The organism is Aquicoccus porphyridii (assembly GCF_008369105.1).
GTDB classification, from domain to species: domain Bacteria; phylum Pseudomonadota; class Alphaproteobacteria; order Rhodobacterales; family Rhodobacteraceae; genus Aquicoccus; species Aquicoccus porphyridii.
Genome location: NZ_VINQ01000019.1, coordinates 47,958 through 67,864, shown reverse-complemented (window position 1 = coordinate 67,864; position 19,907 = coordinate 47,958). Strand labels below are relative to the sequence as shown.

The 19,907-nt window shown below is 64.5% G+C and carries 23 protein-coding genes and 1 tRNA gene; 12 read left to right on the top strand and 12 right to left on the bottom strand.

Annotation, left to right across the window (positions count from 1 at the left end):
• Positions 1-295 precede the first annotated feature (295 nt).
• The 7 genes from FLO80_RS18645 to FLO80_RS18615 all read right to left on the bottom strand — a co-directional run bounded on the left by FLO80_RS18645 (position 296) and on the right by FLO80_RS18615 (position 4,356).
• Positions 296-952, bottom strand: coding sequence for a restriction endonuclease (locus tag FLO80_RS18645; protein ID WP_188078340.1), 657 nt, complete (start codon positions 950-952; stop codon positions 296-298).
• Positions 953-1,214: 262 nt separating this feature from the next.
• A tRNA-Phe gene (locus FLO80_RS18640) sits at positions 1,215-1,289 on the bottom strand.
• A gap of 83 nt (positions 1,290-1,372) precedes the next feature.
• Complete coding sequence (locus FLO80_RS18635; protein ID WP_111365778.1) at positions 1,373-1,567, bottom strand: DNA gyrase inhibitor YacG; 195 nt, start codon at positions 1,565-1,567, stop codon at positions 1,373-1,375.
• A complete protein-coding gene (locus FLO80_RS18630; RefSeq protein WP_111365781.1) occupies positions 1,564-2,589 on the bottom strand; it encodes a ribonuclease E/G in 1,026 nt (341 codons plus the stop codon). The genes FLO80_RS18635 and FLO80_RS18630 overlap by 4 nt, the downstream gene beginning before the upstream one ends.
• Positions 2,586-3,161, bottom strand: coding sequence for a Maf family protein (locus tag FLO80_RS18625; protein ID WP_111365784.1), 576 nt, complete (start codon positions 3,159-3,161; stop codon positions 2,586-2,588). Before FLO80_RS18625 ends, FLO80_RS18630 begins: the two co-directional genes overlap by 4 nt.
• Before the next feature lie 12 nt (positions 3,162-3,173).
• On the bottom strand, positions 3,174-3,392 hold the full coding sequence (infA, locus tag FLO80_RS18620; protein WP_008186030.1) for a translation initiation factor IF-1: 219 nt from the start codon (positions 3,390-3,392) through the stop codon (positions 3,174-3,176).
• 82 nt (positions 3,393-3,474) lie between these two features.
• Positions 3,475-4,356, bottom strand: coding sequence for a carbon-nitrogen hydrolase family protein (locus FLO80_RS18615; protein WP_111365787.1), 882 nt, complete (start codon positions 4,354-4,356; stop codon positions 3,475-3,477).
• A 265-nt stretch (positions 4,357-4,621) separates the two neighbouring features.
• Between FLO80_RS18615 and FLO80_RS18610 the strand changes: the two genes are divergently transcribed.
• The 4 genes from FLO80_RS18610 (at position 4,622) to FLO80_RS18595 (ending at position 10,073) form a co-directional block, all read left to right on the top strand.
• A complete protein-coding gene (locus tag FLO80_RS18610) occupies positions 4,622-6,514 on the top strand; it encodes an acyl-CoA synthetase (RefSeq protein WP_111365790.1) in 1,893 nt (630 codons plus the stop codon).
• Between the two features lie 23 nt (positions 6,515-6,537).
• Positions 6,538-7,068 carry an SRPBCC family protein gene (locus FLO80_RS18605; RefSeq protein ID WP_111365793.1) on the top strand — a complete coding sequence of 177 codons (531 nt, stop codon included), beginning with the start codon at positions 6,538-6,540 and terminating at the stop codon, positions 7,066-7,068.
• A 183-nt stretch (positions 7,069-7,251) separates the two neighbouring features.
• Positions 7,252-8,922: a sulfatase-like hydrolase/transferase gene (locus tag FLO80_RS18600; RefSeq protein ID WP_111365796.1), complete on the top strand. Its 1,671-nt coding sequence runs from the start codon at positions 7,252-7,254 to the stop codon at positions 8,920-8,922.
• Complete coding sequence (locus tag FLO80_RS18595) at positions 8,919-10,073, top strand: DSD1 family PLP-dependent enzyme (protein ID WP_111365799.1); 1,155 nt, start codon at positions 8,919-8,921, stop codon at positions 10,071-10,073. The genes FLO80_RS18600 and FLO80_RS18595 overlap by 4 nt, the downstream gene beginning before the upstream one ends.
• 31 nt (positions 10,074-10,104) lie before the next feature.
• Here FLO80_RS18595 and cueR read toward each other — a convergent pair whose 3' ends face one another.
• Both cueR and FLO80_RS18585 read right to left on the bottom strand, forming a co-directional pair.
• Positions 10,105-10,497, bottom strand: coding sequence for a Cu(I)-responsive transcriptional regulator (cueR, locus tag FLO80_RS18590; protein WP_111365801.1), 393 nt, complete (start codon positions 10,495-10,497; stop codon positions 10,105-10,107).
• Positions 10,494-12,965 (bottom strand): heavy metal translocating P-type ATPase, encoded by a 2,472-nt coding sequence (locus tag FLO80_RS18585; RefSeq protein ID WP_111365804.1) that lies wholly within the window; start codon positions 12,963-12,965, stop codon positions 10,494-10,496. The genes cueR and FLO80_RS18585 overlap by 4 nt, the downstream gene beginning before the upstream one ends.
• A gap of 141 nt (positions 12,966-13,106) precedes the next feature.
• On the opposite strand from FLO80_RS18585, the gene FLO80_RS18580 reads away from it, so the two are divergent.
• A complete protein-coding gene (locus FLO80_RS18580) occupies positions 13,107-13,304 on the top strand; it encodes a heavy-metal-associated domain-containing protein (protein ID WP_111366396.1) in 198 nt (65 codons plus the stop codon).
• Positions 13,305-13,311: 7 nt separating this feature from the next.
• Here FLO80_RS18580 and FLO80_RS18575 read toward each other — a convergent pair whose 3' ends face one another.
• Entirely contained in the window at positions 13,312-14,175 is an 864-nt protein-coding gene (locus FLO80_RS18575) for a helix-turn-helix domain-containing protein (protein ID WP_111365807.1), read from the bottom strand.
• Between the two features lie 107 nt (positions 14,176-14,282).
• Here FLO80_RS18575 and FLO80_RS18570 point away from each other — a divergent pair, with 107 nt between their 5' ends.
• From FLO80_RS18570 to FLO80_RS18560, 3 genes are read left to right on the top strand one after another with little or no spacing between them, the layout of a single operon-like run.
• Positions 14,283-14,489: a DUF2061 domain-containing protein gene (locus FLO80_RS18570; protein WP_111365809.1), complete on the top strand. Its 207-nt coding sequence runs from the start codon at positions 14,283-14,285 to the stop codon at positions 14,487-14,489.
• Positions 14,482-15,378 (top strand): fatty acid desaturase, encoded by an 897-nt coding sequence (locus FLO80_RS18565; protein WP_342781747.1) that lies wholly within the window; start codon positions 14,482-14,484, stop codon positions 15,376-15,378. Before FLO80_RS18570 ends, FLO80_RS18565 begins: the two co-directional genes overlap by 8 nt.
• A gap of 19 nt (positions 15,379-15,397) precedes the next feature.
• The gene (locus FLO80_RS18560; protein ID WP_111365814.1) at positions 15,398-16,282 is read left to right on the top strand and encodes an EamA family transporter; all 885 of its coding nucleotides are present in this window, start codon (positions 15,398-15,400) and stop codon (positions 16,280-16,282) included.
• Between the two features lie 16 nt (positions 16,283-16,298).
• On the opposite strand, the gene FLO80_RS18555 is transcribed toward FLO80_RS18560, so the two are convergent.
• Together FLO80_RS18555 and FLO80_RS18550 are read right to left on the bottom strand one after the other, a co-directional pair.
• On the bottom strand, positions 16,299-17,036 hold the full coding sequence (locus FLO80_RS18555; protein ID WP_111365816.1) for an NUDIX hydrolase: 738 nt from the start codon (positions 17,034-17,036) through the stop codon (positions 16,299-16,301).
• A 27-nt stretch (positions 17,037-17,063) separates the two neighbouring features.
• On the bottom strand, positions 17,064-17,486 hold the full coding sequence (locus tag FLO80_RS18550) for a DUF983 domain-containing protein (protein WP_246156731.1): 423 nt from the start codon (positions 17,484-17,486) through the stop codon (positions 17,064-17,066).
• Between the two features lie 241 nt (positions 17,487-17,727).
• Here FLO80_RS18550 and FLO80_RS18545 point away from each other — a divergent pair, with 241 nt between their 5' ends.
• The 4 genes from FLO80_RS18545 (at position 17,728) to FLO80_RS18530 (ending at position 19,900) form a co-directional block, all read left to right on the top strand.
• Positions 17,728-18,306 (top strand): EF-hand domain-containing protein, encoded by a 579-nt coding sequence (locus tag FLO80_RS18545; RefSeq protein WP_111365820.1) that lies wholly within the window; start codon positions 17,728-17,730, stop codon positions 18,304-18,306.
• A gap of 88 nt (positions 18,307-18,394) precedes the next feature.
• Positions 18,395-18,985, top strand: coding sequence for an RNA polymerase sigma factor (locus FLO80_RS18540; RefSeq protein WP_111366399.1), 591 nt, complete (start codon positions 18,395-18,397; stop codon positions 18,983-18,985).
• Positions 18,978-19,379 carry a hypothetical protein gene (locus tag FLO80_RS18535; protein ID WP_146611035.1) on the top strand — a complete coding sequence of 134 codons (402 nt, stop codon included), beginning with the start codon at positions 18,978-18,980 and terminating at the stop codon, positions 19,377-19,379. The genes FLO80_RS18540 and FLO80_RS18535 overlap by 8 nt, the downstream gene beginning before the upstream one ends.
• Positions 19,376-19,900, top strand: a complete 525-nt coding sequence (locus FLO80_RS18530) for a periplasmic heavy metal sensor (RefSeq protein WP_111365824.1) — start codon at positions 19,376-19,378, stop codon at positions 19,898-19,900. The genes FLO80_RS18535 and FLO80_RS18530 overlap by 4 nt, the downstream gene beginning before the upstream one ends.
• Positions 19,901-19,907: the final 7 nt, after the last annotated feature.

The following is a 19,907-nucleotide window of genomic DNA, read 5'->3' as shown; positions in this document are numbered from 1 at the left end:
TTCAAGAACCGCGCATAGCGCCAACCCGGACCCCCGCAGGCCCGCCGCCGCTGCGCTATGTGAGGGCTACGCAGCGCCGGGCCTGCTCAGCTCAAAGGGGTCAATTTTGAATGCCGATAGGGGGTCAGCTTTGGATGCCGATTGACAACCTAGAGCTGGTCTCTTCCTTTCGTACTCTTTCAAAGAACTCACCAATATCTTCGATAACGCGCTTTCGTCCAACAAAGTCATCGGGGCGTGATGGTCGATAATCGCTCCACTCTTCACCCGGGATTACCTCCACGACAGGTTGAGATTATTTGGCTGCCGATCTCTCGTTGGCCTCGTGATCCCACCATTTAAGCTCGGGAAACGGGAAATCTGTACTAGACAGATCGGGAGCATCATTTGGGTTTATTGTTTCGCCTGTTTCGGCGTTCCACGCCTGCAGGGCAATTGGCTGTCCTGAAGAGCTTTCGTGAACAGGGTACACCCACAGATATCGGTCTTCGAAAATGCAAAGGTATTTTGCATTTGGTACGCCTTGGGGTGCTACAAACGGTTCGACCAAAGCGTTGATCTTCAACAAATAACCAACAAGCGCACTGGGGGAGAAATGGCGAAAGGTTTCCTCTCCCTCTTTCTCGTTTAGCTTCTTCAAACGCCCTTCGGCTTCCTTTCCCAAGTTCGAGATGGAGAAAATCCAACCAACGTGTGCATCGTGCAGCGAGACGTCCGTGTGAAGCTTGTTCACAACTGACGACTGCAATGCCTCAGATTGAGTCTTGCATTCGACAATGGCTATGTCACCAGATAGATCGTTGCTGCACAACAAATCGATTTCACTGCCCACATCTCGCACGCGCTCTGTGACGGTGAAGCTCTGATTTTTCAGGAACTGACCAACAATCCTTTCAAATAGACGGCCTTTATCGTTCCTGTAACGCTCATTCGCCTTGTTGAGCGGTATCAATATCCGGTACTTTGTTTCTCTAAGTGGCATATGCTATCGCAGTATCTGGTAGGCAACGCTCGCTGCTCTTTCTCCATCACTCTATGATTGCATTCCAGAAAAGAACAGCCTGCAACTGGCATTTGGGTCACTTGACCTCAATGCAGAGAGCTGGTCGCTCAGAAGGGGCTAACTACTGCACCCAATCGGCACCCATCAATCCTTTCGGCCACAATGCTATCGCGTCAAATCCACTTAAGTTATTGTTATTAAATGATTTAAATGGTGCCCGGGGGCGGAATCGAACCACCGACACGAGGATTTTCAATCCACTGCTCTACCCCTGAGCTACCCGGGCACGGGTTTGGGCGGGTTGGCCGCCGCTGGGCCTGTGCGTTCTAGACGCGGGAGGCGGTGGTGACAAGAGGGTTTTGCGTTTTTTCAATGTGGTTTGCGGGTCTCCGGTGCGAGGGCTTTTTCGAGTGCGTCGAGCACCTCTTCGGCGTCGTCGGGATCGTTCGAGGGGACTGCGTAGCCTCCACCCAACCAGTGCGCCAGATCGATGTCGGCGCAGCGTTTCGAGCAGAAAGGGCGATAGCGCGGGTTGGTCTTGGCAGAGCAGATCGGGCAGGTCATGGCAAAAGGGGCAGGGTCGGGATACGGGCGCGTTTGCGTTGCAGTTCATAATGGCCGAGCGGGGTCCAGCCGGCAAGGACGGTGTCGATTCCGTCGGCGCGCAGGGTGGCGCGCAGGGTGGTCTCGAAACTGCGGCGGTCTTTCTTGGGCATCGGGGCGAGGTCGATGGTGATCTGGCCGCCGAGGCCGCGCAGGCGCAGCTGGCGCGGCAGTTCGCGCGCGGTGGCGAGGTTGGCCTTGAGACCGGCGGCGAGCGAGGTGTCGGTGCCGGTGTTCACATCCACCGCGACCAGCGCGCGGGTGGGTTCGACAAAGAGCGAGGCGCCGCCGGGAAGCGGGGCGAAGGGCGACTTGAGGGCGTCGAGCGCGTCGAGAACGCCGTGGGAGGCAAAGCTACCCGGGTCGGTCACGATATCGGCGGGATCGGACCAGTCGCGCCAGGCGAGCGCGTGGGGCGTGTCGCCTTCGACCAGGGTTTCGGGGCCCGTGCCGGTATCGCCCGTCACCTGTGAAGCGAGGGTGGCCATGGCGCGGATATCCTCGGCGATGGCGTCATCCTCGGCATCCACGCAGGATGAGCGCAGGATCAGGCCCACGTCACCGGCCTCTTCCATCGCTTCGCGGGCGATGACCATGAGCATGTCGCGGCGGTCGTCGTCGCGGATGCGGCGCGAGATATTAAGGCCGGGCGCGTCGGGTGTGACGATGGCGTAACGGCTTTTGAACAGAATCCGATCGGTCACCGGAATCGCCTTTTCCGGGTCCGCATAACCGGTGATCTGCACCAGTTTTTCCTGCCCGGGAGAAATTCCGCGCGTTTGGCGCAGGAACGCATCTCCGTCGGGCGTGGAAAAGAACATACCCCCCTGACCCTTAACGGGTCTTAACGCCACCGCGCGATAGATCGTGCCGGGGCGCGGTGCGTCGGAGTCGATCAGAAGGTCGTCGAGACGCCCGTCGACCATGAGGGCCGCGGCCTCGCGGTCGCCAAGGTGGTCGAGGATGATCTGGCGCCCTTTCATGACGCTTGCCACAGTGGGTAGCCCGCCGCCTGCAAGAGCCCCGAGGTTTCGGCGAGCGGCAGGCCCACGACGGCGGTGAACGAGCCCTGAATCCAGGGGATCAACGCGCCGGCGGGGCCTTGTATGCCGTATCCGCCGGCCTTGCCCCGCCAATCATCGGTGGCGAGATAGCCGTTGAGTTCCTCGTTGGAGAGGTGTTTCATCTTGACCGTGGTCACGACATCGCGCTCCCAGATTTGCGAACCGCGTTTCACGGCGACGGCGGTGATGACCTTGTGACGGCGGCCCGACATGGCCATGAGAAATTCGGCCGCCTCGCCCGCATTTTCGGGCTTGCCCATGATCCGCCGACCCAGTGCCACGGTGGTGTCGGCGCAAAGCACGATGTCGCCTTCTGCGGCCTCGACCGCGGCCACCTTTTCGCGCGCCATGCGGACACAATAGGGGCGGGGAAGCTCTGATTTCATTGGCGTTTCGTCGATCTCGGGCGGGCGGACCGCATCGGCCACGACCCCGATGGTCGCCAACAGCTCGCGCCTGCGGGGGCTGCCCGATCCGAGGACAAGCTTCATGAAAACAGCAGCTTACTTGAAACGGTAATTGATCCGACCCTTGGTCAGATCATAGGGGGTCATCTCGACCTGCACCTTGTCGCCAGCAAGAACACGGATGCGGTTCTTGCGCATCTTGCCTGCCGTGTGCGCGATGATCGTATGGCCGTTTTCCAGCTCGACCAGAAATGTCGCGTTCGGCAGGAGTTCCTTCACGACACCGGGAAATTCGAGCAGTTCTTCCTTGGCCATGGTCTCTCCTTCATTGCACATCCCGCCAGAGCGCGGGCGTCGCTTAAATGATCCTGTTTGCGCCTTTTTTCAAGGGCTTTTGTCAGGTCAGGCGGGAATATTCGACCTGTGTCACGCGCGGGGGCTGTTCTTCCCAATGGGTGAGGTTGAGCACATGGCCGTCGGCGCGGACCGCGCGGATGGCGTCGAGATCGACCTCGGCGATGGTCCAGCCGGGCGTATCGAGAGTGCCGCAGGCGATCACGCCGGTGGGCGGGAAGCCCTTGTCAGGCGGGCCAAAAATGCCGCCGGCGCCGGTGTTTTCCTCGACCGCGAAGAGGCGCGGTTCGGTGCCGATGAGCGAGGACATGGCGGTGACGCATTGCAGTTCGAGGGCGCGGGCCATGGCGCCGATGCGCACGCGCCAGTAGCCTTCGAGGGCTTCGGTGCAGGAGGGGATGAGGATCAGTTCGGCACCGGAATCGGCCAATGCCTTGGCCAGAAGGGGAAATTCGCAGTCATAGCAGATCAGCACGCCGATCCTGCCGAGCGTGGTGTCGAACACCCGGAGCGGGCCGCCGCCGGAGACGTTCCAGTCGTCGCGCTCGAACCGGGTCATGATCTGCTTGTCCTGCCAGCCGATGGCGCCCGAAGGGGTGAAAAGCCCGGCGCGGTTGACCGTCAGGTTGCCGTCACGGACCGGGGCGGAGGGCGAGAGGATATGCACGGAATGCGCGGAAGAAAGGCGTGAAAACAACGTGTTGGCCTGATCCAGCCAATCACCCACGGCCGCGATCGAGCCCTGCACCGAACCTGCGGCCTGCTCCCCTGAGAGCCCAGCCAGTTCCATCGCGCCGTATTCGGGAAAGACCAGGAGATCGGCACCCCGAGCGGCCGCATCGGCGACCCATTCGGTGATCTTGGTTTCGTAGTCGGCCCAGGTCTCAACCCAGGAGAGCGGATAGGCGGCGGTGGCGATCTTCATGGTTTATCAACCTCGGGTTAACGGTGCCGAAACGGCGAAAAGCGGGGGGGTGACTCCCGGCTGTCGCCCGGCTGACATCCGGCTGCCGGGCGATGAGCCCCGGCGCACCGCCCCAAGGGGTTAACGCGGCGCGCGCTACCGGTGCAAGAGCGATCGTTCAAGGGGGGCTGACGTCGCGCGACCGGCACTTGCGCGCGGGCGCAAAGACACTCACAATACCCGGGAACGAGTGCCCGAAGGAGCGGGCACCGGGGAGGAGTATAATATGACATTTGCCACGCTTCAGGACAGTATCGACAAGACCAAGGAAATGCCGTGGGAGGCGCGCGAGCTGCCCAAGACGGTCTATGAGATGCTCAAGACCACGGCCGACAAGTTCGGGCAGCGCCCGGCGATTTCCTATCAGCTCTTGTCGGGGCCGGACGATCCGGCCGAAACGCTGACCTGGGCAGAGTTTCACGACAAGGTCTGTCAGGCGGCGAACCTGTTCCGCTCGCTCAAGGTCGAGAAGGACGACGTGATCGCACTGGTCATGCCCAACACGACCGAGACGGCGATTGCCATGATCGGGGCGATGGTCGCGGGCATCGCCAATCCGATCAACCCGCTTCTGGAGCCCGAGCAGATCGGCGCGATCCTGCGCGAGACCGGGGCAAAGGTGGTGGTCACGCTGCATGCCTTTCCCAAGACCGACATCGCGCAGAAGACCGCCGAGGCTGTGCGCCATGCGCCGAATGTGAACACGATCCTGACGGTCGACCTCAACCGTTACCTGAGCGGGGTGAAGAGGTTCATCGTGCCGCTGATCCGGCCCAAAGTGCAGAAGACCCACCACGCCGATGTTCTGCGGTTCAATGCCGAGATCGCGAAACAGCCCAAGACCCTGAGTTTCGAGGATGTGAAGGAAGACCGGGTCGCGGCCTATTTCCACACCGGCGGCACGACCGGCATGCCCAAGGTGGCGCAGCACAAGAATTCCGGCATCATCTACCAGGGCTGGATCGGGCATGAGCTGCTTTATTCCGAGGAAGACAGCGTGATGTGCCCGCTGCCCCTGTTCCACGTCTTTGCCTGCCACGTGATCCTGATCGCGATGATCAAGTCGGGCGCGCATGTGGTGTTCCCGACGCCCGCGGGCTATCGCGGGGAAGGGGTGTTCGACAATTTCTGGAAGCTGTGCGAGCGCTGGAAGACGACCTTCATCATCACCGTGCCGACCGCCGTTTCGGCGCTGATGCAGCGGCCGGTCGATGCCGATCTCTCGACGGTGAAGAACGCCTTTTCCGGCTCGGCACCGATGCCGCAGGAACTGTTCAACCGGTTCACCAGCGCCACGGGGATCAACATCATCGAAGGTTACGGGCTGACCGAGGCGACGGTTCTTGTCTCGTGCAACCCGATCGACGGGGAGAAGAAGATCGGCTCGGTTGGCATTCCCTTCCCCTATACCGATGTGCGGATCATGCATGCGGGCGAGAACGGCGCGGCCAAGGAATGCGCCACCGACGAGGTGGGTGAGATCTGTGTCTTCAATCCGGGTGTCCTGCAGGGCAACACCTATACCGAGGAGGCCAAGAACAAGGACCTTTATCACGAGATTGACGGCAACCGGTATCTGCGCACCGGTGACCTGGGCCGGATCGACGCGGATGGCTATATCTGGATCACCGGGCGGGCCAAGGACCTGATCATCCGGGGCGGTCACAATATCGACCCCGCCGATATCGAGGATGCGCTCCTGTCGCACAGGGATGTGGCCTTTGCCGGGGCGATCGGCCAGCCCGACGCCCATGCCGGCGAGGTGCCCTGCGCCTATGTCGAGCTGGTGAGCAGCGGCACGGTGACGGCGGATGAGTTGATGGAACACGCCAAGGTGCATATCCACGAGCGCGCGGCCTATCCCAAGCATGTCGAGATACTCGACGAATTACCCAAGACCGCCGTGGGCAAGGTGTTCAAGCCCGACCTGCGCAAGCTGGCGATCACCCGCGTCTATAACGGGGCGCTGGAGGATGCGGGTGTCGCCGCGCGGGTGGTGAGCGTGGTCGACGACAAGAAGCGCGGTCTGGTCGCGCAGGTCGAGGCCAATGGCAGCGGCGAAGAGGGCGTGACCAAGGTGCTGGGCGCCTTTACACGGCCATGGGAATGGGCCGAGTGAGCCGCTAAGGAAGGAGACGCAACATGGAAATGAGCGACAGCCGCGTGATCGCGGCCCCGCGCGAGGAGGTCTGGGCCGCGCTTCTGTCGGCCGATGTTCTGGGCGAATGCGTGCCGGGTTGCCAGGAGATGGTGGGCAGCCCCGAAGACGGGTTCGAGGCCACGGTGGTGCAGAAGGTCGGACCGGTGAAGGCCACCTTCAAGGGGGCGGTGACGCTCACCGACATGGTGGAACGCGAGAGCCTGACGCTTTCGGGCGAGGGCAAGGGCGGGGCGGCCGGTTTCGCCAAGGGCGGCGCCAAGGTGCGGCTGGAAGATGGCGAAGACCCCGGCACCACGGTTCTGCATTACGATGTCGAGGCCAAGGTGGGCGGCAAGCTCGCGCAACTGGGCAGCCGGATCATCGACGGGTTCGCCCGCAAGATGGCGGACCAGTTCTTTGACCGGTTTGCCGACGCGGTCGAGGGCCCCGATGACGCGGATGAGGCCGAAGCGGCGCAGGCCGAGCACGAGGGCAAGAAAAAGGGCTGGTTTCAGCGTTTGCGCAAGGGGTGAGACCCCGGGCGCGGTGGCGGGTGTGGACGCTCCGCGGGGAGTATTTGGGGCAAGATGAAGAGCCGGGCGTTCCTCGTCCTTCATCTTGCTGAAAATACTCCGGGGGGAGGGTGACAAGATCCTGAAGGGATCTGGCACCTGGGGGGCAGCGCCCCCATTTTTCCAGAAGATCGAGGAGGCAAGATGGCGCGTGCGAAGAATATCCTGTTCATCATGTTTGACCAGCTGCGCTGGGATTACCTGAGCTGTTACGGGCATCCGCATCTGGAAACCCCCCATATTGACGCGCTGGCCGAGAAGGGCGTGCGATTTACCCGCGCCTATATCCAGTCGCCGATCTGTGGCAGCAGCCGGATGAGCACCTATACCGGGCGCTATGCCTCGTCGCACGGGGCGACGAATAACGGTATTCCGCTCAAGGTCGGCGAGGAGACGATGGGCGATCACCTGCGCCGGGCGGGGATGGGGTGTTACCTCGTCGGCAAGACCCATATGCGCGCCGATGTCGAGGGGATGAAGCGGCTGGGGCTGGCGCCCGACACGATCATCGGGGCGCGGGTGAGCGAATGCGGGTTCGATGTCTATGAGCGCGATGACGGGATGCTGCCCGAGGGGCCGGACGGGAGTTACGATCCGGACGGGGCGAAGACCTATAACGAATGGCTGCGCGCCAAGGGATACGAGAGCGACAACCCGTGGCACGATTTTGCCAATTCGGGGCTCGATGAGGATGGCAACGTGCTCTCGGGCTGGTTTCTCAAGCACTCGCCGATGGCCGCCAATATCGACGAGGAAGACAGCGAGACGCCTTACCTCACCGGGCGGGGCATGGAGTTCATGGCGGGGGCGCAAGCGCCGTGGTGTTGTCACCTCAGCTATATCAAGCCGCACTGGCCCTATATCGTGCCCGAGCCCTATGCCGGCATGTATGGCCCCGAACATGTGCTGCCGGTGAACCGGTCCGAGGCCGAGCGGCAGGGCGCGCATCCGGTGATGAAGGGCTTCATGGACACCAAGGTCGGGCAGGCGTTTTCGCGCGACGAGGTGCGCGAGGCGGTGATCCCGGCCTATATGGGGCTGATCAAGCAGGCCGATGACCAGATGGGGCGGCTGTTCGCGTGGATGGAAGAGACCGGGCGGATGCAGGACACGATGATCGTTCTGACCTCGGATCACGGGGATTTCCTTGGCGATCACTGGATGGGGGAAAAGACATTTTTCCACGATGCGAGCACGCGCATTCCGCTGATCGTCTATGATCCGAGCCCCGAGGCCGATGCGACGCGCGGCACGGTTTGCGATGCGTTGGTGGAATCGATCGACCTTGCCCCCACCTTCGTCGATGTGGCGGGGGCCAAGGTACCCGATCACGTGCTGGAGGGCGAGAGCCTGATGCCCATTCTGCACGGCGAGACGCAGGAGACGCGGCGGCAATACGTGGTCTGCGAATACGACTATTCCGGGGCACCGGTGGCGGCGCTTCTGAACGCGGACATCGACGATGCACAGCTTTTCATGGTGGCGGACAAGCGCTGGAAGCTCATCCATGCCGAGGGCGGGCACCGGCCGATCCTGTTCGACCTGGCGAACGATCCCGACGAGTTGAGCGACCTTGGTGAGAGTCCCGACCATGCGGAGGTGATCGAGACGATGTATGCGCGGCTTTTCGAATGGGCGCGACGGCCGGCGCAGCGCACGACCGTTTCGCGCGAGACATTGATCGAGATGCGCACCAAGAGCCGGGGCAAGGGGATCGTTCTGGGCGTTTACGACGAGGGCGAGATTTCCGGGGAGTTGACGGTGAAATATCGCGGCCGAACGGCGCGGCCCTGGCAGGAGATCAAGGGCGGATGAGCGAGTTCGATGGGCTTGAGGTCGGGTTCGACATTCCGGCATTGCCGGGGATGGGCGAGGGCGAGATTGCCACGCCCTGCCTCGTCCTCGATCTCGATGCGCTGGAGCGTAATATCGCCAAGCTGGGCGATTACGTGCGCGGGCATGGAATGCACCTCAGGGTGCATGGCAAGATGCACAAATCGGTGGATGTGGCGCGCTTGCAGATGGAGATCGGCGGGGCGCGCGGGGTCTGTTGCCAGAAGGTGAGCGAGGCCGAGGTCTTTGCCCGGGGGGGTATTCCCGACATCCTGGTGTCGAACGAGGTGCGCGATGCGCAGATGATCGCGCGGCTGGCGGCGCTGCCCAAGTTGGGGAGCAGCGTGTCGGTCTGCGTCGATGATCTGGCGAATGTCACGGAGTTGTCGGAAGCGGCGGCGCGCGCGGGCACGGAACTGGGCGTGCTGGTCGAGGTCGATTGCGGCGGCGGGCGCTGCGGGGTGGTGAGCCCCGGTGCGGCGGTCGAGATCGCACAGGCGGTGCTGGCCGCGCCGGGGCTGCGCTTCGAGGGGGTGCAGGCCTATCACGGCTCGGCCCAGCATGTGGAGGAGTGGGCGGCGCGGCGCGGCGCGCTGGAGGCGGCGATTGCCATTGCGCGAAGCGTGGTCGAGGCGCTGGCGGCGGCGGGGATCGACTGCCCCGTGGTGACCGGGGGCGGCACCGGGTCTTACCCGTTCGAGACGGGATCGGGGCTTTATACCGAGCTGCAATGCGGTTCTTACGCGTTCATGGATGCCGATTACGGGCGTATTCGCGGGGCCAATGGCGCGCGGCTCGATGCGGGCGAATGGGAGAACGCGCTTTTCGTGCTGGCGTCGGTGATGAGCCATGTGAAGCCGGGGCAGGCGGTGGTCGATGCCGGGCTGAAGGCGATGACGTTCGAGAGCGGGTTGCCGCGCGTCTTTGGCCGGGAGGATGTGGCCTATGTCGGGCCGTCGGACGAACACGGGGTGGTGGATGACCCGGAGGGTGCGTTGAGCGTCGGTGATCGGCTGCGGCTGGTGCCGGGGCATTGCGACCCGACCTGCAACCTGCATGACTGGTATGTCGGGCTGCGCGGTGGCGTGGTGGAATGCGTCTGGCCGGTCTCGGCGCGCGGGAAGCTGTGGTAGAGGAACGATTTTTCGGCGAAAAATCGGGGTCTTATCCGTGAGCTTTGGCAAGATCGGTGAGGATCGGGCAATCGGGGCGGTCGTCACCGTGGCATTTCTTGACCAGGTGCGAGAGCGTATCGTGCATCGCCTGTAGCTCGGCGATCTTTTCCTCGATCTTTGCAAGGTTCTGGCGGGCGATGCGTTTCACGTCGGCGCTGGCGCGGCTGTGGTCTTCGTAGAGGGCCATGAGGGTGCGGCAATCCTCGATGGAAAAACCCAAGGAGCGGGCGCGGCCAAGAAAGGACAGTTTGTGCAGGTCGCTGTCGCGGAAGCGGCGATAGCCGTTTTGCGAGCGCAGGGGTTTGACCAGTCCGATATCCTCGTAATAGCGGATGGTCTTGGCGGGCAGGCCGGCGCGGTGGGCGACATCTCCGATATTCATGTGGTTTGTCCTTCTTTCAAAAGCGGGCGGGCGCGGCGCAGGCGCAGCGCGTTGGTGAGCACGAAAACCGAGCTGAGCGCCATGGCGCCCGCGGCGAGCATCGGTGAAAGCTGCCAACCCAGCGCCGGATAAAACAGCCCGGCGGCGACGGGGATGAGCGCAGTGTTGTAGGCAAAGGCCCAGAAGAGGTTCTGCCGGATGTTGCGCATGGTGCGCCGCGAGATGTCGAGCGCGTTCACGACGCCGCGCAGATCGCCCGACATGAGCACCACGTCGGCGGATTCGATGGCGACATCGGTGCCGGTGCCGATGGCGATGCCGATATCGGCCGCGGCCAGCGCGGGCGCGTCGTTGATGCCGTCGCCGACAAAGGCGAGCCGTGCGCCGTTTGCACGCAGGTTTTCCAGCGCCTTGACCTTGCCGCGCGGCAGCACCTCGGCCTCGACATGGTCGATCCCGGCTTCGGCCGCGATGGCGCGGGCGGTGGCCGTGTTGTCGCCGGTGATCATCGCGGTCTTGAGGCCCATGTCATGCAGGGTGGCGATGGTCTGTCGGGTGGTGGGTTTGAGCGGGTCGGAAACGGCGATCAGCGCCGCGATCTCGCCGTCGATGGCAGCGTAGAGCGGGGTTTTTCCCGCATTGGCAAACTCGCGTGCCTGATCGGTGAGCGGGGCGATGTCGATCTTCTGGCGGGTCATCATGCGGTCGGCGCCGATCATGATCTCGTGGCCGTTGACGGTGGCACGCACGCCGAACCCGGCCTGTGCGCGAAAGCCGGTGGCGGTGGGGAGCGCGCCGGTTTCCGTGCGGGCGGTTTCGGCGATGGCACGGGCGATGGGGTGTTCGGATTGATCCTCGACCGCGCCGATGAGCGGCAGGAGCGTGGCACGGGTCCAGTCGCCCGCCGGGATCAGGTTGGTCAGTTCGGGGTGGCCGCGGGTCAATGTGCCGGTCTTGTCGAAGGCGATCACCTCGACCCCTTGCAGCGCCTGAAGCGCGTCGCCCTTGCGAAAGAGCACGCCCATTTCGGCGGCGCGCCCGGTGCCGACCATGATCGAGGTGGGTGTGGCCAGCCCCATGGCGCAGGGGCAGGCGATGATCAGCACGGCCACACCCGCAACGAGTGCGTGGCTGAGTGCCGGTTCCGGGCCGAAGATGAGCCAGACAAGGGTGGTGAGCGCCGCCGCCGCCATCACCACGGGCACGAACCACAGGGTGATGCGATCCACGAGGCCCTGAATGGGAAGCTTCGCGCCCTGTGCCTCTTCGACCATGCGCACGATCTGCGACAGGGTGGTGTCGGCGCCCACGGCGGTGGTGGTGAAGCGCAGCGCGCCGGAGCCGTTGACAGTGCCGCCGGTGACGGGATCGCCGGGGGCCTTGGTGACGGGCACGGGTTCGCCGGTGATCATGCTTTCATCGACATGGCTTTCGCCGGTCTCGATCTGCCCGTCGGCGGGGATACGCTCGCCGGGGCGGACGAGCACGAGGTCACCGGTAACGAGGGCGGAGGCGTCGATTTCCGCTTCGGTGCCGTCGCGCAACACCCGGGCATGGCGCGGCGAGAGGTTCATCAGCGCGCGGATCGCGGCGCCGGTGCGGCCCTTGGCGCGGGCTTCGAGAAAGCGGCCCAGAAGGATGAGGGTGACGATCACCGCCGCCGCCTCGAAATAGACCGCGCGGCTGGCGGCGGGCAGGAGGGCGGGCGCGAACGTGGCCACGGTGGAGAAGCCCCACGCGGCGAGCGTGCCCACGGCGACGAGGCTGTTCATATCGGGCGCGCCGCGCAGGAGGGCGGGCAGGCCCTTGGCAAAGAAGCGTCGTCCGGGCAGGGCGAGGACCAGCGTGGTCAGCACGAATTGCGCCACCCAGGAGACCTGCATGCCGATATTGGCCATGATCCAGTGATGAAAGGGCGGGATCAGGTGGCCACCCATCTCGACGATGAACACCGGCAGGGTGAGCAGGGCGGCGAGGGTCAGTTCGCGCCGAAGCTGGGCCGCCTCGGCCTCTTTGCGGGTGCCGATGCCCACGGCCTCGCCACCGTCGCGGAGCGTGGCGGTATAGCCGGTGGTGGCGACGGCGCGGATGATCTCGGCCGGGGTGGTCACGCCTTCGAGGTAGCGCAGGGTGGCGGTTTCGCTGGCGAGGTTGACATTCACGTCGGTCACGCCGGGAAGCGCGGCCAGCGCGCCATCGACGCGGCCCACGCAGGAGGCGCAGGACATGCCCTCGATATCGAGCGTGACGCTGGCGCGGCGGGCGGGATAGCCCGCGGAATCGAGCGCGGCGGCGATGCGGGCTGGATCGGCGGGGGCGGTGTAGTGCAGTGCCGCGCTTTCGCTGGCGAGGTTGACCGAGACATCGGCCACGCCTTCGACCCCGCGCAGGGCCTTTTCCGCACGTCCGACGCAGGCGGCGCAGGACATGCCGTCGATGGAGAGACGCAGATCGTTGAGAGCAGTCATCGGGGGCCTTTCTGATTTGTTCTCAGCCTAGATAAGGATTCCATTAACTGGAAGGTCAAGAGGGGTGCGACGTTAAAATCGCTTGACCCTCTGGCGCGGGAGCGAGCGAGAAGGAAACCGGAGAAAATGTGGAGATTCGCCATGATGACATTCAGTGTACCAAAGATGAGTTGCGGCCATTGCACGGCCTCGATCGAGGGCAAGATTCTCGACGTGGACGAGGGCGCGGATGTGCAATGCGATCTCGCCGAGCGCAGGGTCGTGGTGGAGAGCGTTCTGGATGCGGCGGCGATCATGGCCGCGATCGAGGCGGCGGGATTCGAGGCCAGCCCGGTCTGATTGGCGTTCAGCCCGTAACCATTGCACGCAGCCGGTCAAGATGCGCGGGCATGTCGCGGGCGGGGACGGCGGCCTCGCGCACCAGATCGTCGAAATGCGCGGTGATCGCCTGCACCCGTTCGGTATCGCGAAAAGCAAGGTAGTTGCGCCCGAGATAGAGCACGGCGAGCAGCGGGCCGAATACCGTCACCGGCGCGGAAAAGATGCGCCGCGCGTCGAACATGTAGATGCGCAGGCGCGGATAGAGCTGGGCGTGGATCGCCTCGATCCGGTCAAGCTGTTCGAGGCGCGGTGCGGGGGCGAGGCCGGTATAATAGCCGGTGCCGGAGGCGAAGCTGTCCAATTCGTAAAGTGGCAGGGCGATCTCGTAATCCGATTGCGAGGCGCGCATCCAGGCCAGGCGATCCTCGGAGGCGCCGATCGCCTGCTGCGCGGTGCGCCCGAGATGGGGGGCATATTCCCATTCCAGCACCGCGCGGGTCTTGAGCATGTCGGGCAGGGCGGCGGGAACGTGGCGAATCTTGTAGCCCGCGGCCTCTTGATGCCAGTTGAAGATCTGTTCATCGACCAGCGCGCGGGGTGCCTCGGTCAGGGTGAGCGTGGTGGCGAGCAGGTCGGTCGCGGTCTCGGGCCGGTCCGAGAGCGACAGAAGCCAGTCGCAGGACACGCCGAGTGCCGAGGCACATTCGCCCACCACCTGCGCATTGGGCAGCCGCGCGCCTTCGCCCTTCAAGAGTTGTGAAATGGTCGAGCGGTCGACGCCCGTGCTACGGGCGAGCGCGCTTTGGGTGACGCCGCGGTTTTGCATGGCCTGGGAAAGGCGGTTGCGGAATTGCGCCGCACGGAGGCGTTTGTCGATTTTATGTCGCATATTGTGATAACTATCACCATTCGTGCGTTTTGTTAACCATATTCGGAATACGCAAACCCGCCACCGCCCTGTAACGCATATGTGACAGCAAAAAATCAGGAGGCGGAATGGAGAGCAGTCGGCGGACCATGCTCAAGGCGATCTTGTGGAACCTGTTGGGGTTGACGGTGATGGGCCTTGTCGGATTGGCCCTGACCGGATCGGCGGCCATCGGCGGGGCCATGGCGGTGATCAACACCGCGATCGGGTTCGTGATGTACGTCATCTATGAGCGTATCTGGGCGCATATCGGCTGGGGGCGCTATCATGGGTAGGATGCCGGCAGTAGAATGGCCGACGCTGGCCCTTGTGGTGCTGACCTACGCGGTCTGGGCGCTGGGCACGAGTGTGGTGGCGGGGCTGTTCCTGCCCTTGGGGATGGTGATGGTGACGCTTGCGGCGGCGCTGCATTCTTCGCTGTGTCACGAGGTGCTGCACGGGCATCCGACGCGGCACCGTCGACTCAATGAATTGCTGGTCTTTCCGCAACTTGCGCTTTTCGTGCCGTACGGCCGGTTTCGCGACACGCATATCGAGCATCACCGCGACGAGCGGCTCACCGACCCTTATGACGATCCCGAGACCAACTACCTCGATCCCGAGACCTGGGCACGGTTGCCGGGCTGGGCGCGGGCCGCGCTGCGGTTCAACAACACGCTGGCCGGCCGGCTCGTGATCGGGCCGCTGGTGGGGCAGGTGGCGTTCATGGCGGCGGATTGGCGCGCGATCCGGGCGGGGCGGCCCGGGGTTCTGGCGGCGTGGCTCGTTCATGTTCCGGCGGTGGCGATGGTGGCCTGGTGGATGGTGGCCTTTGGGCAGATGCCGGTCTGGGCCTGGCTTCTTTCGACCTATGCGGCGCTGTCGATTCTCAAGATCCGCACCTTTCTTGAGCATCGCGCGCATGAGACCGTGCCGGGGCGCACGGTGATCATCGAGGATCGCGGGCCGCTGGCCTTTCTCTTCCTCAACAACAACCTGCATGTGGTGCATCACAGCCGACCGGGCGTGCCGTGGTATCGGCTCTGGGCGCTCTACCAGGCCGAGCGCGAGGCGTTTCGCGCGGCCAATGATCACTACCATTACCAATCTTATGGCGAGGTCTTCCGGCGTTATTTCCTGCGCACGAAAGACCCGGTGCCACATCCGCTCTGGAAACGCCCCTGATTTGAGGGCATGAGAGGGCATGAGTTGGATTGCCCTTTCCATTGCCGCCGCCGCGTTCCAGACGCTGCGCTTCATGCTTCAGAAACATCTGAGCATGGGGGCGCTGTCGGCGGGGGGCGCGACGCTGTCGCGGTTTCTCTATTCCCTGCCTTTCGTGGTGGTGCTGGCGTTGGTCTATGCCGCGATGCAGGGTGGCTGGCCGGGGGTGGGGCCGTGGTTCTGGGCCTATGCGCTGACCGGGGGGCTGACCCAGATATTGGCGACATGGTGCGTCGTGGCGCTTTTCGCGCATCGCAATTTCGCCGTCGGGATCACCTTCAAGAAAACCGAAGTGGTGCAGACCGCGATTGTCGGGCTGGTTCTTCTGGGCGATCTTGTGTCGGCGCTTGGCATGGGGGCGATCGTGCTGGGGCTCGTCGGGGTGCTGATCCTGTCGAGGGGGGCCGAAGTCGGGGGCGGCGTGTTCAACCGGGCCGCCGGGCTGGGCATCCTGTCGGGGGCATTTTTCGCCGTGTCGGCGGTGACCTATCGGGGTGCCACGCTCGCGGTCGCAAGCGACGATCCGTTCCTGCGGGCGGTGATCGCGCTGGCGGTGGTGACAGTGGCGCAGACCATCGCCCTTTCGGCCTGGCTGGCGTGGCGGGAAAAGGGGCAATTGGCAAAGGTGATCGCGGCGCGGCGCACGGCGGTGTGGATGGGGTTGACCGGGATGGCGGGGTCACTGTGCTGGTTTACCGCCTTTACCTTGCAGAACGCGGCCTATGTCTTTGCCGTGGGGCAGATCGAGGTGATTTTCTCGATCTTCGCCGCGGTGATGTTCTTTGGCGAGACGATCACCCGGCGTGAATATGCCGGAATCGGGTTCCTGACGGCGAGCATCCTGGTGCTGGTGCTGTTCGGATAGGGCGATGCCGCGCCGGTCAGTCGTGGCGGATCACCTTGCCGGAAAGCGGACCCTTGCCCTTGAGGCGCAGAAACAGGCTCTCTTCGGTGCCGTTGTGGAAGAAGGGCACGTTCTCCGGCGGCGAGAGATCGCGGGCGCGGGCCGCGACCTCGGCCAGTACGACCTCGGTGATGAAGGGAAGGTCGAAACCGCGCACCCTGTCGAGCGGAATCCATTGCAGGTGCGAAAGCTCGTCCTGCGCGCCGTCGAAATTGTCGAGGTCATTGGCAATCTCGTCGGCATCGACGAGGAAGAACCGCGCGTCGAAGCGGCGCGGCCGACCCGGTGGCGTGATCGCGCGAAACACGAATTGCAGCGGATGGGCATCGGGCACGTAACCGGCGGCGGCGAAATCGGCCCAATCGGCGGGCGGCTCGACGCTCCATTCGCCCTTCTGGCCGAGGACGAGGCCGGTTTCCTCCCACAACTCGCGGATCGCGGCGGTGGCGAGCGCGTGGGTGCAATCGTCCTCGCAATTCTCAAGCAGGCGGTCGCGGCAGACCTGTGGCATGCGCCGGGCCAGTGGCACGCCCGCGTCGGCAGGATCGACCGCCCCGCCGGGAAAGACGAACTTGTTGGGCATGAAGGCCGCGCGCGCGCCGCGCTGGCCCATCAGCACCCTCGGTTCCGCCATCCGGTCGCGCAGCACGATCACCGTGGCTGCGTTGCGAACCGCGGTCTTGTCCGCCTTTTGCGGTGTCGTGTAATCGCTCATCTGGCCTCGCTTCGCTTGGGGGCGGGCTCAGTTTCGGTGCGCGCGATCCTCGTCCGCGAGGTCGTCATCGCCAAAACCATGCATCCGCCGGGCCCACTGAAACCCGACGACCGCGCCTTTCAATCTTGGCAGAAGGTATAGCGAGAGCGCGACGCAGCCAATAGCGAAGATGGTGAAAAGCACCAAAGGTTCGGGCCGCCAGCGCACGAAGACGATATGCAGGAGCGGTGCCATGATATGGCCGACGATCAGGATGGTGAGATAGGCCGGGCCGTCATCGGCGCGTTGGGGGGTGAGATCCTCGTGGCAGACCGGGCAGGTGTCGCGCACCTTGAGATAGCCCTTGAGCAGCGGACCCGAGCCGCAATTGGGGCAGCGCCGCCGCCAGCCCTTGAGCAGGGCCGGTTTCAGTAATCGTTCCTGCGGGGGCAGCCCGATGTCGGGTGCCATGGCGTGATCTTGCATTCCTGTTCCTCGCGTTCGCAACAAGAGAGTGGGGGCAATGTGGGGAAATGTGAAGGCTGTGCGCTGTCATTGCGTCGCCATGTCGCAAAGTTTCGCCGGGACGGGATGAAAAATCCGGACGGGTCGCGACGGAAAGGGCGGCGTGCTGCGTGAAACCTTGTGAAGCCGGGACAGAGGCCCGGTGGATGATTGACACGTAGCGCGAGAAACCAAGGAGACACGCGATATGAAACGGACCTATTTGATCACTGGCCTGACCCTTTTGAGCCTGGCGGCCGGCAGCGGTGTGGCGCTGGCCCATGGCATGAAGGGCGAGCGTGGCGGCATGGGCGGCATGGGTGGCGGCATGCCGATGATGCAGTTCGAGGATGCCGATGCGGATGGCGACGGCAAGGTCACGCGCGAGGAAGCGGCGGCCCATGCCCGGGCGAAGTTCGATGCGGCGGATACCGATGGCAATGGCCGGTTGAGCGATACCGAGATCAAGGCGGCGGTCGAGAAGCGCGCCGAAGAGGCCCGCCAGCGCCGGTTCGAGCGTATGGCGACGCGGATGATCGAGCGGATGGACAGCGACGGTGACGGCGAGGTCTCGTTCGACGAGATGCCCGGCCAGCGGTCCATGCAGGACCGGATGTTCGACCGGCTGGACAGCGACGGCGATGGCGCGGTTTCCGACGCCGAGATGCGCGCGGCGCGGGACAAGATGCAGGAGCGGCGCGGTGAGCGCGGCATGCAGCGCGATGATGGCAAATCCTATGGGGGTCATGGCAAGATGCATGGCCACGGCGACCGCCAGCGCAACTGATCGGGGCATTGGATCGGCCCCGGGGCGGTTGACGCCCCTCCCGGGGCCGCTTGTGGCGGAGCGGGGAAGCGGGTACGCCGAGCGGGCGATGAGCATGGCATTGGATGACAGCAGCGACCTGCCCGACGAGGCGCTCTTGACCCTGTTCGCCAATGGCGACCGGCAGGCGGCGCGTGCCTTGACGCTGCGGTTTACGCCGGTTGTCATGGCCCATGCCTATCGGTTGCTGGGCGACAGGGCCGAGGCCGAGGACGTGACGCAGGAGGCGATGTTGCGGCTGTGGCGGATCGCACCCGACTGGCGAGCGGGCGAGGCGCGGGTGAACACATGGCTTTATCGCGTGGTGGCCAATCTGGTGACCGACCGGCTCAGGCGCAGGCGGCATGTCGGGCCACCGCTTGACGCGGTGGACGAGCCGGTGGACGCTGCGGCGGGACCGGCCGAGCGATTGCAGGACAAGGCCCGGGCCGGGGCGTTGCAGGCGGCGCTGAACGGGTTGCCCGAGCGCCAGCGTCAGGCGGTGGTGCTGCGGCATATCGAGGGGCTGGCCAACCCCGAGATCGCCGCGATCATGGAGACCGGCACCGAGGCGGTCGAGAGCCTGATCGCACGGGGCAAGAGGGCGCTGGGCGCGGCACTGGCCGCGCGGCGCGATGCATTGGGGTATGGCGATGACTGAGACGGATCGCGACACGGAAGAGAGGCTGGAGGCGCTGTTTGCGCAGGCGCGCTCGGCACCCGAAGAGCCGGATGCGGCGCTGATGGCGCGGGTTCTGGGCGATGCGTTCGCCGAGCAGGCGGCGATTGCCGTGCCCGGCGACCGCATGACGCGCGTGCGCCGGGGTTGGGGCCTGTGGGCCGCGCTGGGCGGATGGCCCGCGATGGGCGGGCTGGCCACGGCGGCGGTTGCCGGGCTCTGGATCGGGTTCAGCCCCACGCTGGGCGTGGGCGATGCCCTCGGCACGGTTGTGGGCGGCAGGACGGATGACGTGATTTCGCTCGTGGATGTCAGCGGCGGTTTCGGCTTTGATCTTTACGAGATGGCCCTGGCGGGTGAGGAGGATGCGGGATGAACACGACGCCGAACGGACAGGCCCCCCGACCGGGGCGCAAATTGCGGATCGTGTTGTTCGCCTCCTTGGCGCTCAACCTGTTGGTCGTGGGGTTGATGGTGGGGGTCATGGCCGCACACGGGTTCGGCAAGGATTCTCGCCCGCCCCGGATGGATCAGGTGGGCGGGCCGATGGCGCGGGCGCTGAGCGACGAGGACCGGCGCGCGCTGGGCCGCGCGATGCACGAGGCCTATCGCGACCGGCGCCCCGACCGGGCCACGATCCGGGCCGAGTTCGAGCAGTTGATCGCCGCGCTGGAGCGCACGCCCTATGAGCCCGAGGTGGTGCGGGCGAGCGTCGAGCGGCAGATGCAGGCCGTGGCCGAGGGCGTGCGGTTGGGGCGTGAACTGTTGCTTGAGCGGCTGGAAAGCATGAGCGATGCCGAGCGCGCTGCCTATGCCAAACGGTTGCGCGAGGCGCTGGAGCGCAAGCGCAAACCCGGGCACGACAAGAGCGGACGGCGCTGGCATTCTGAACGCTGACGGCATT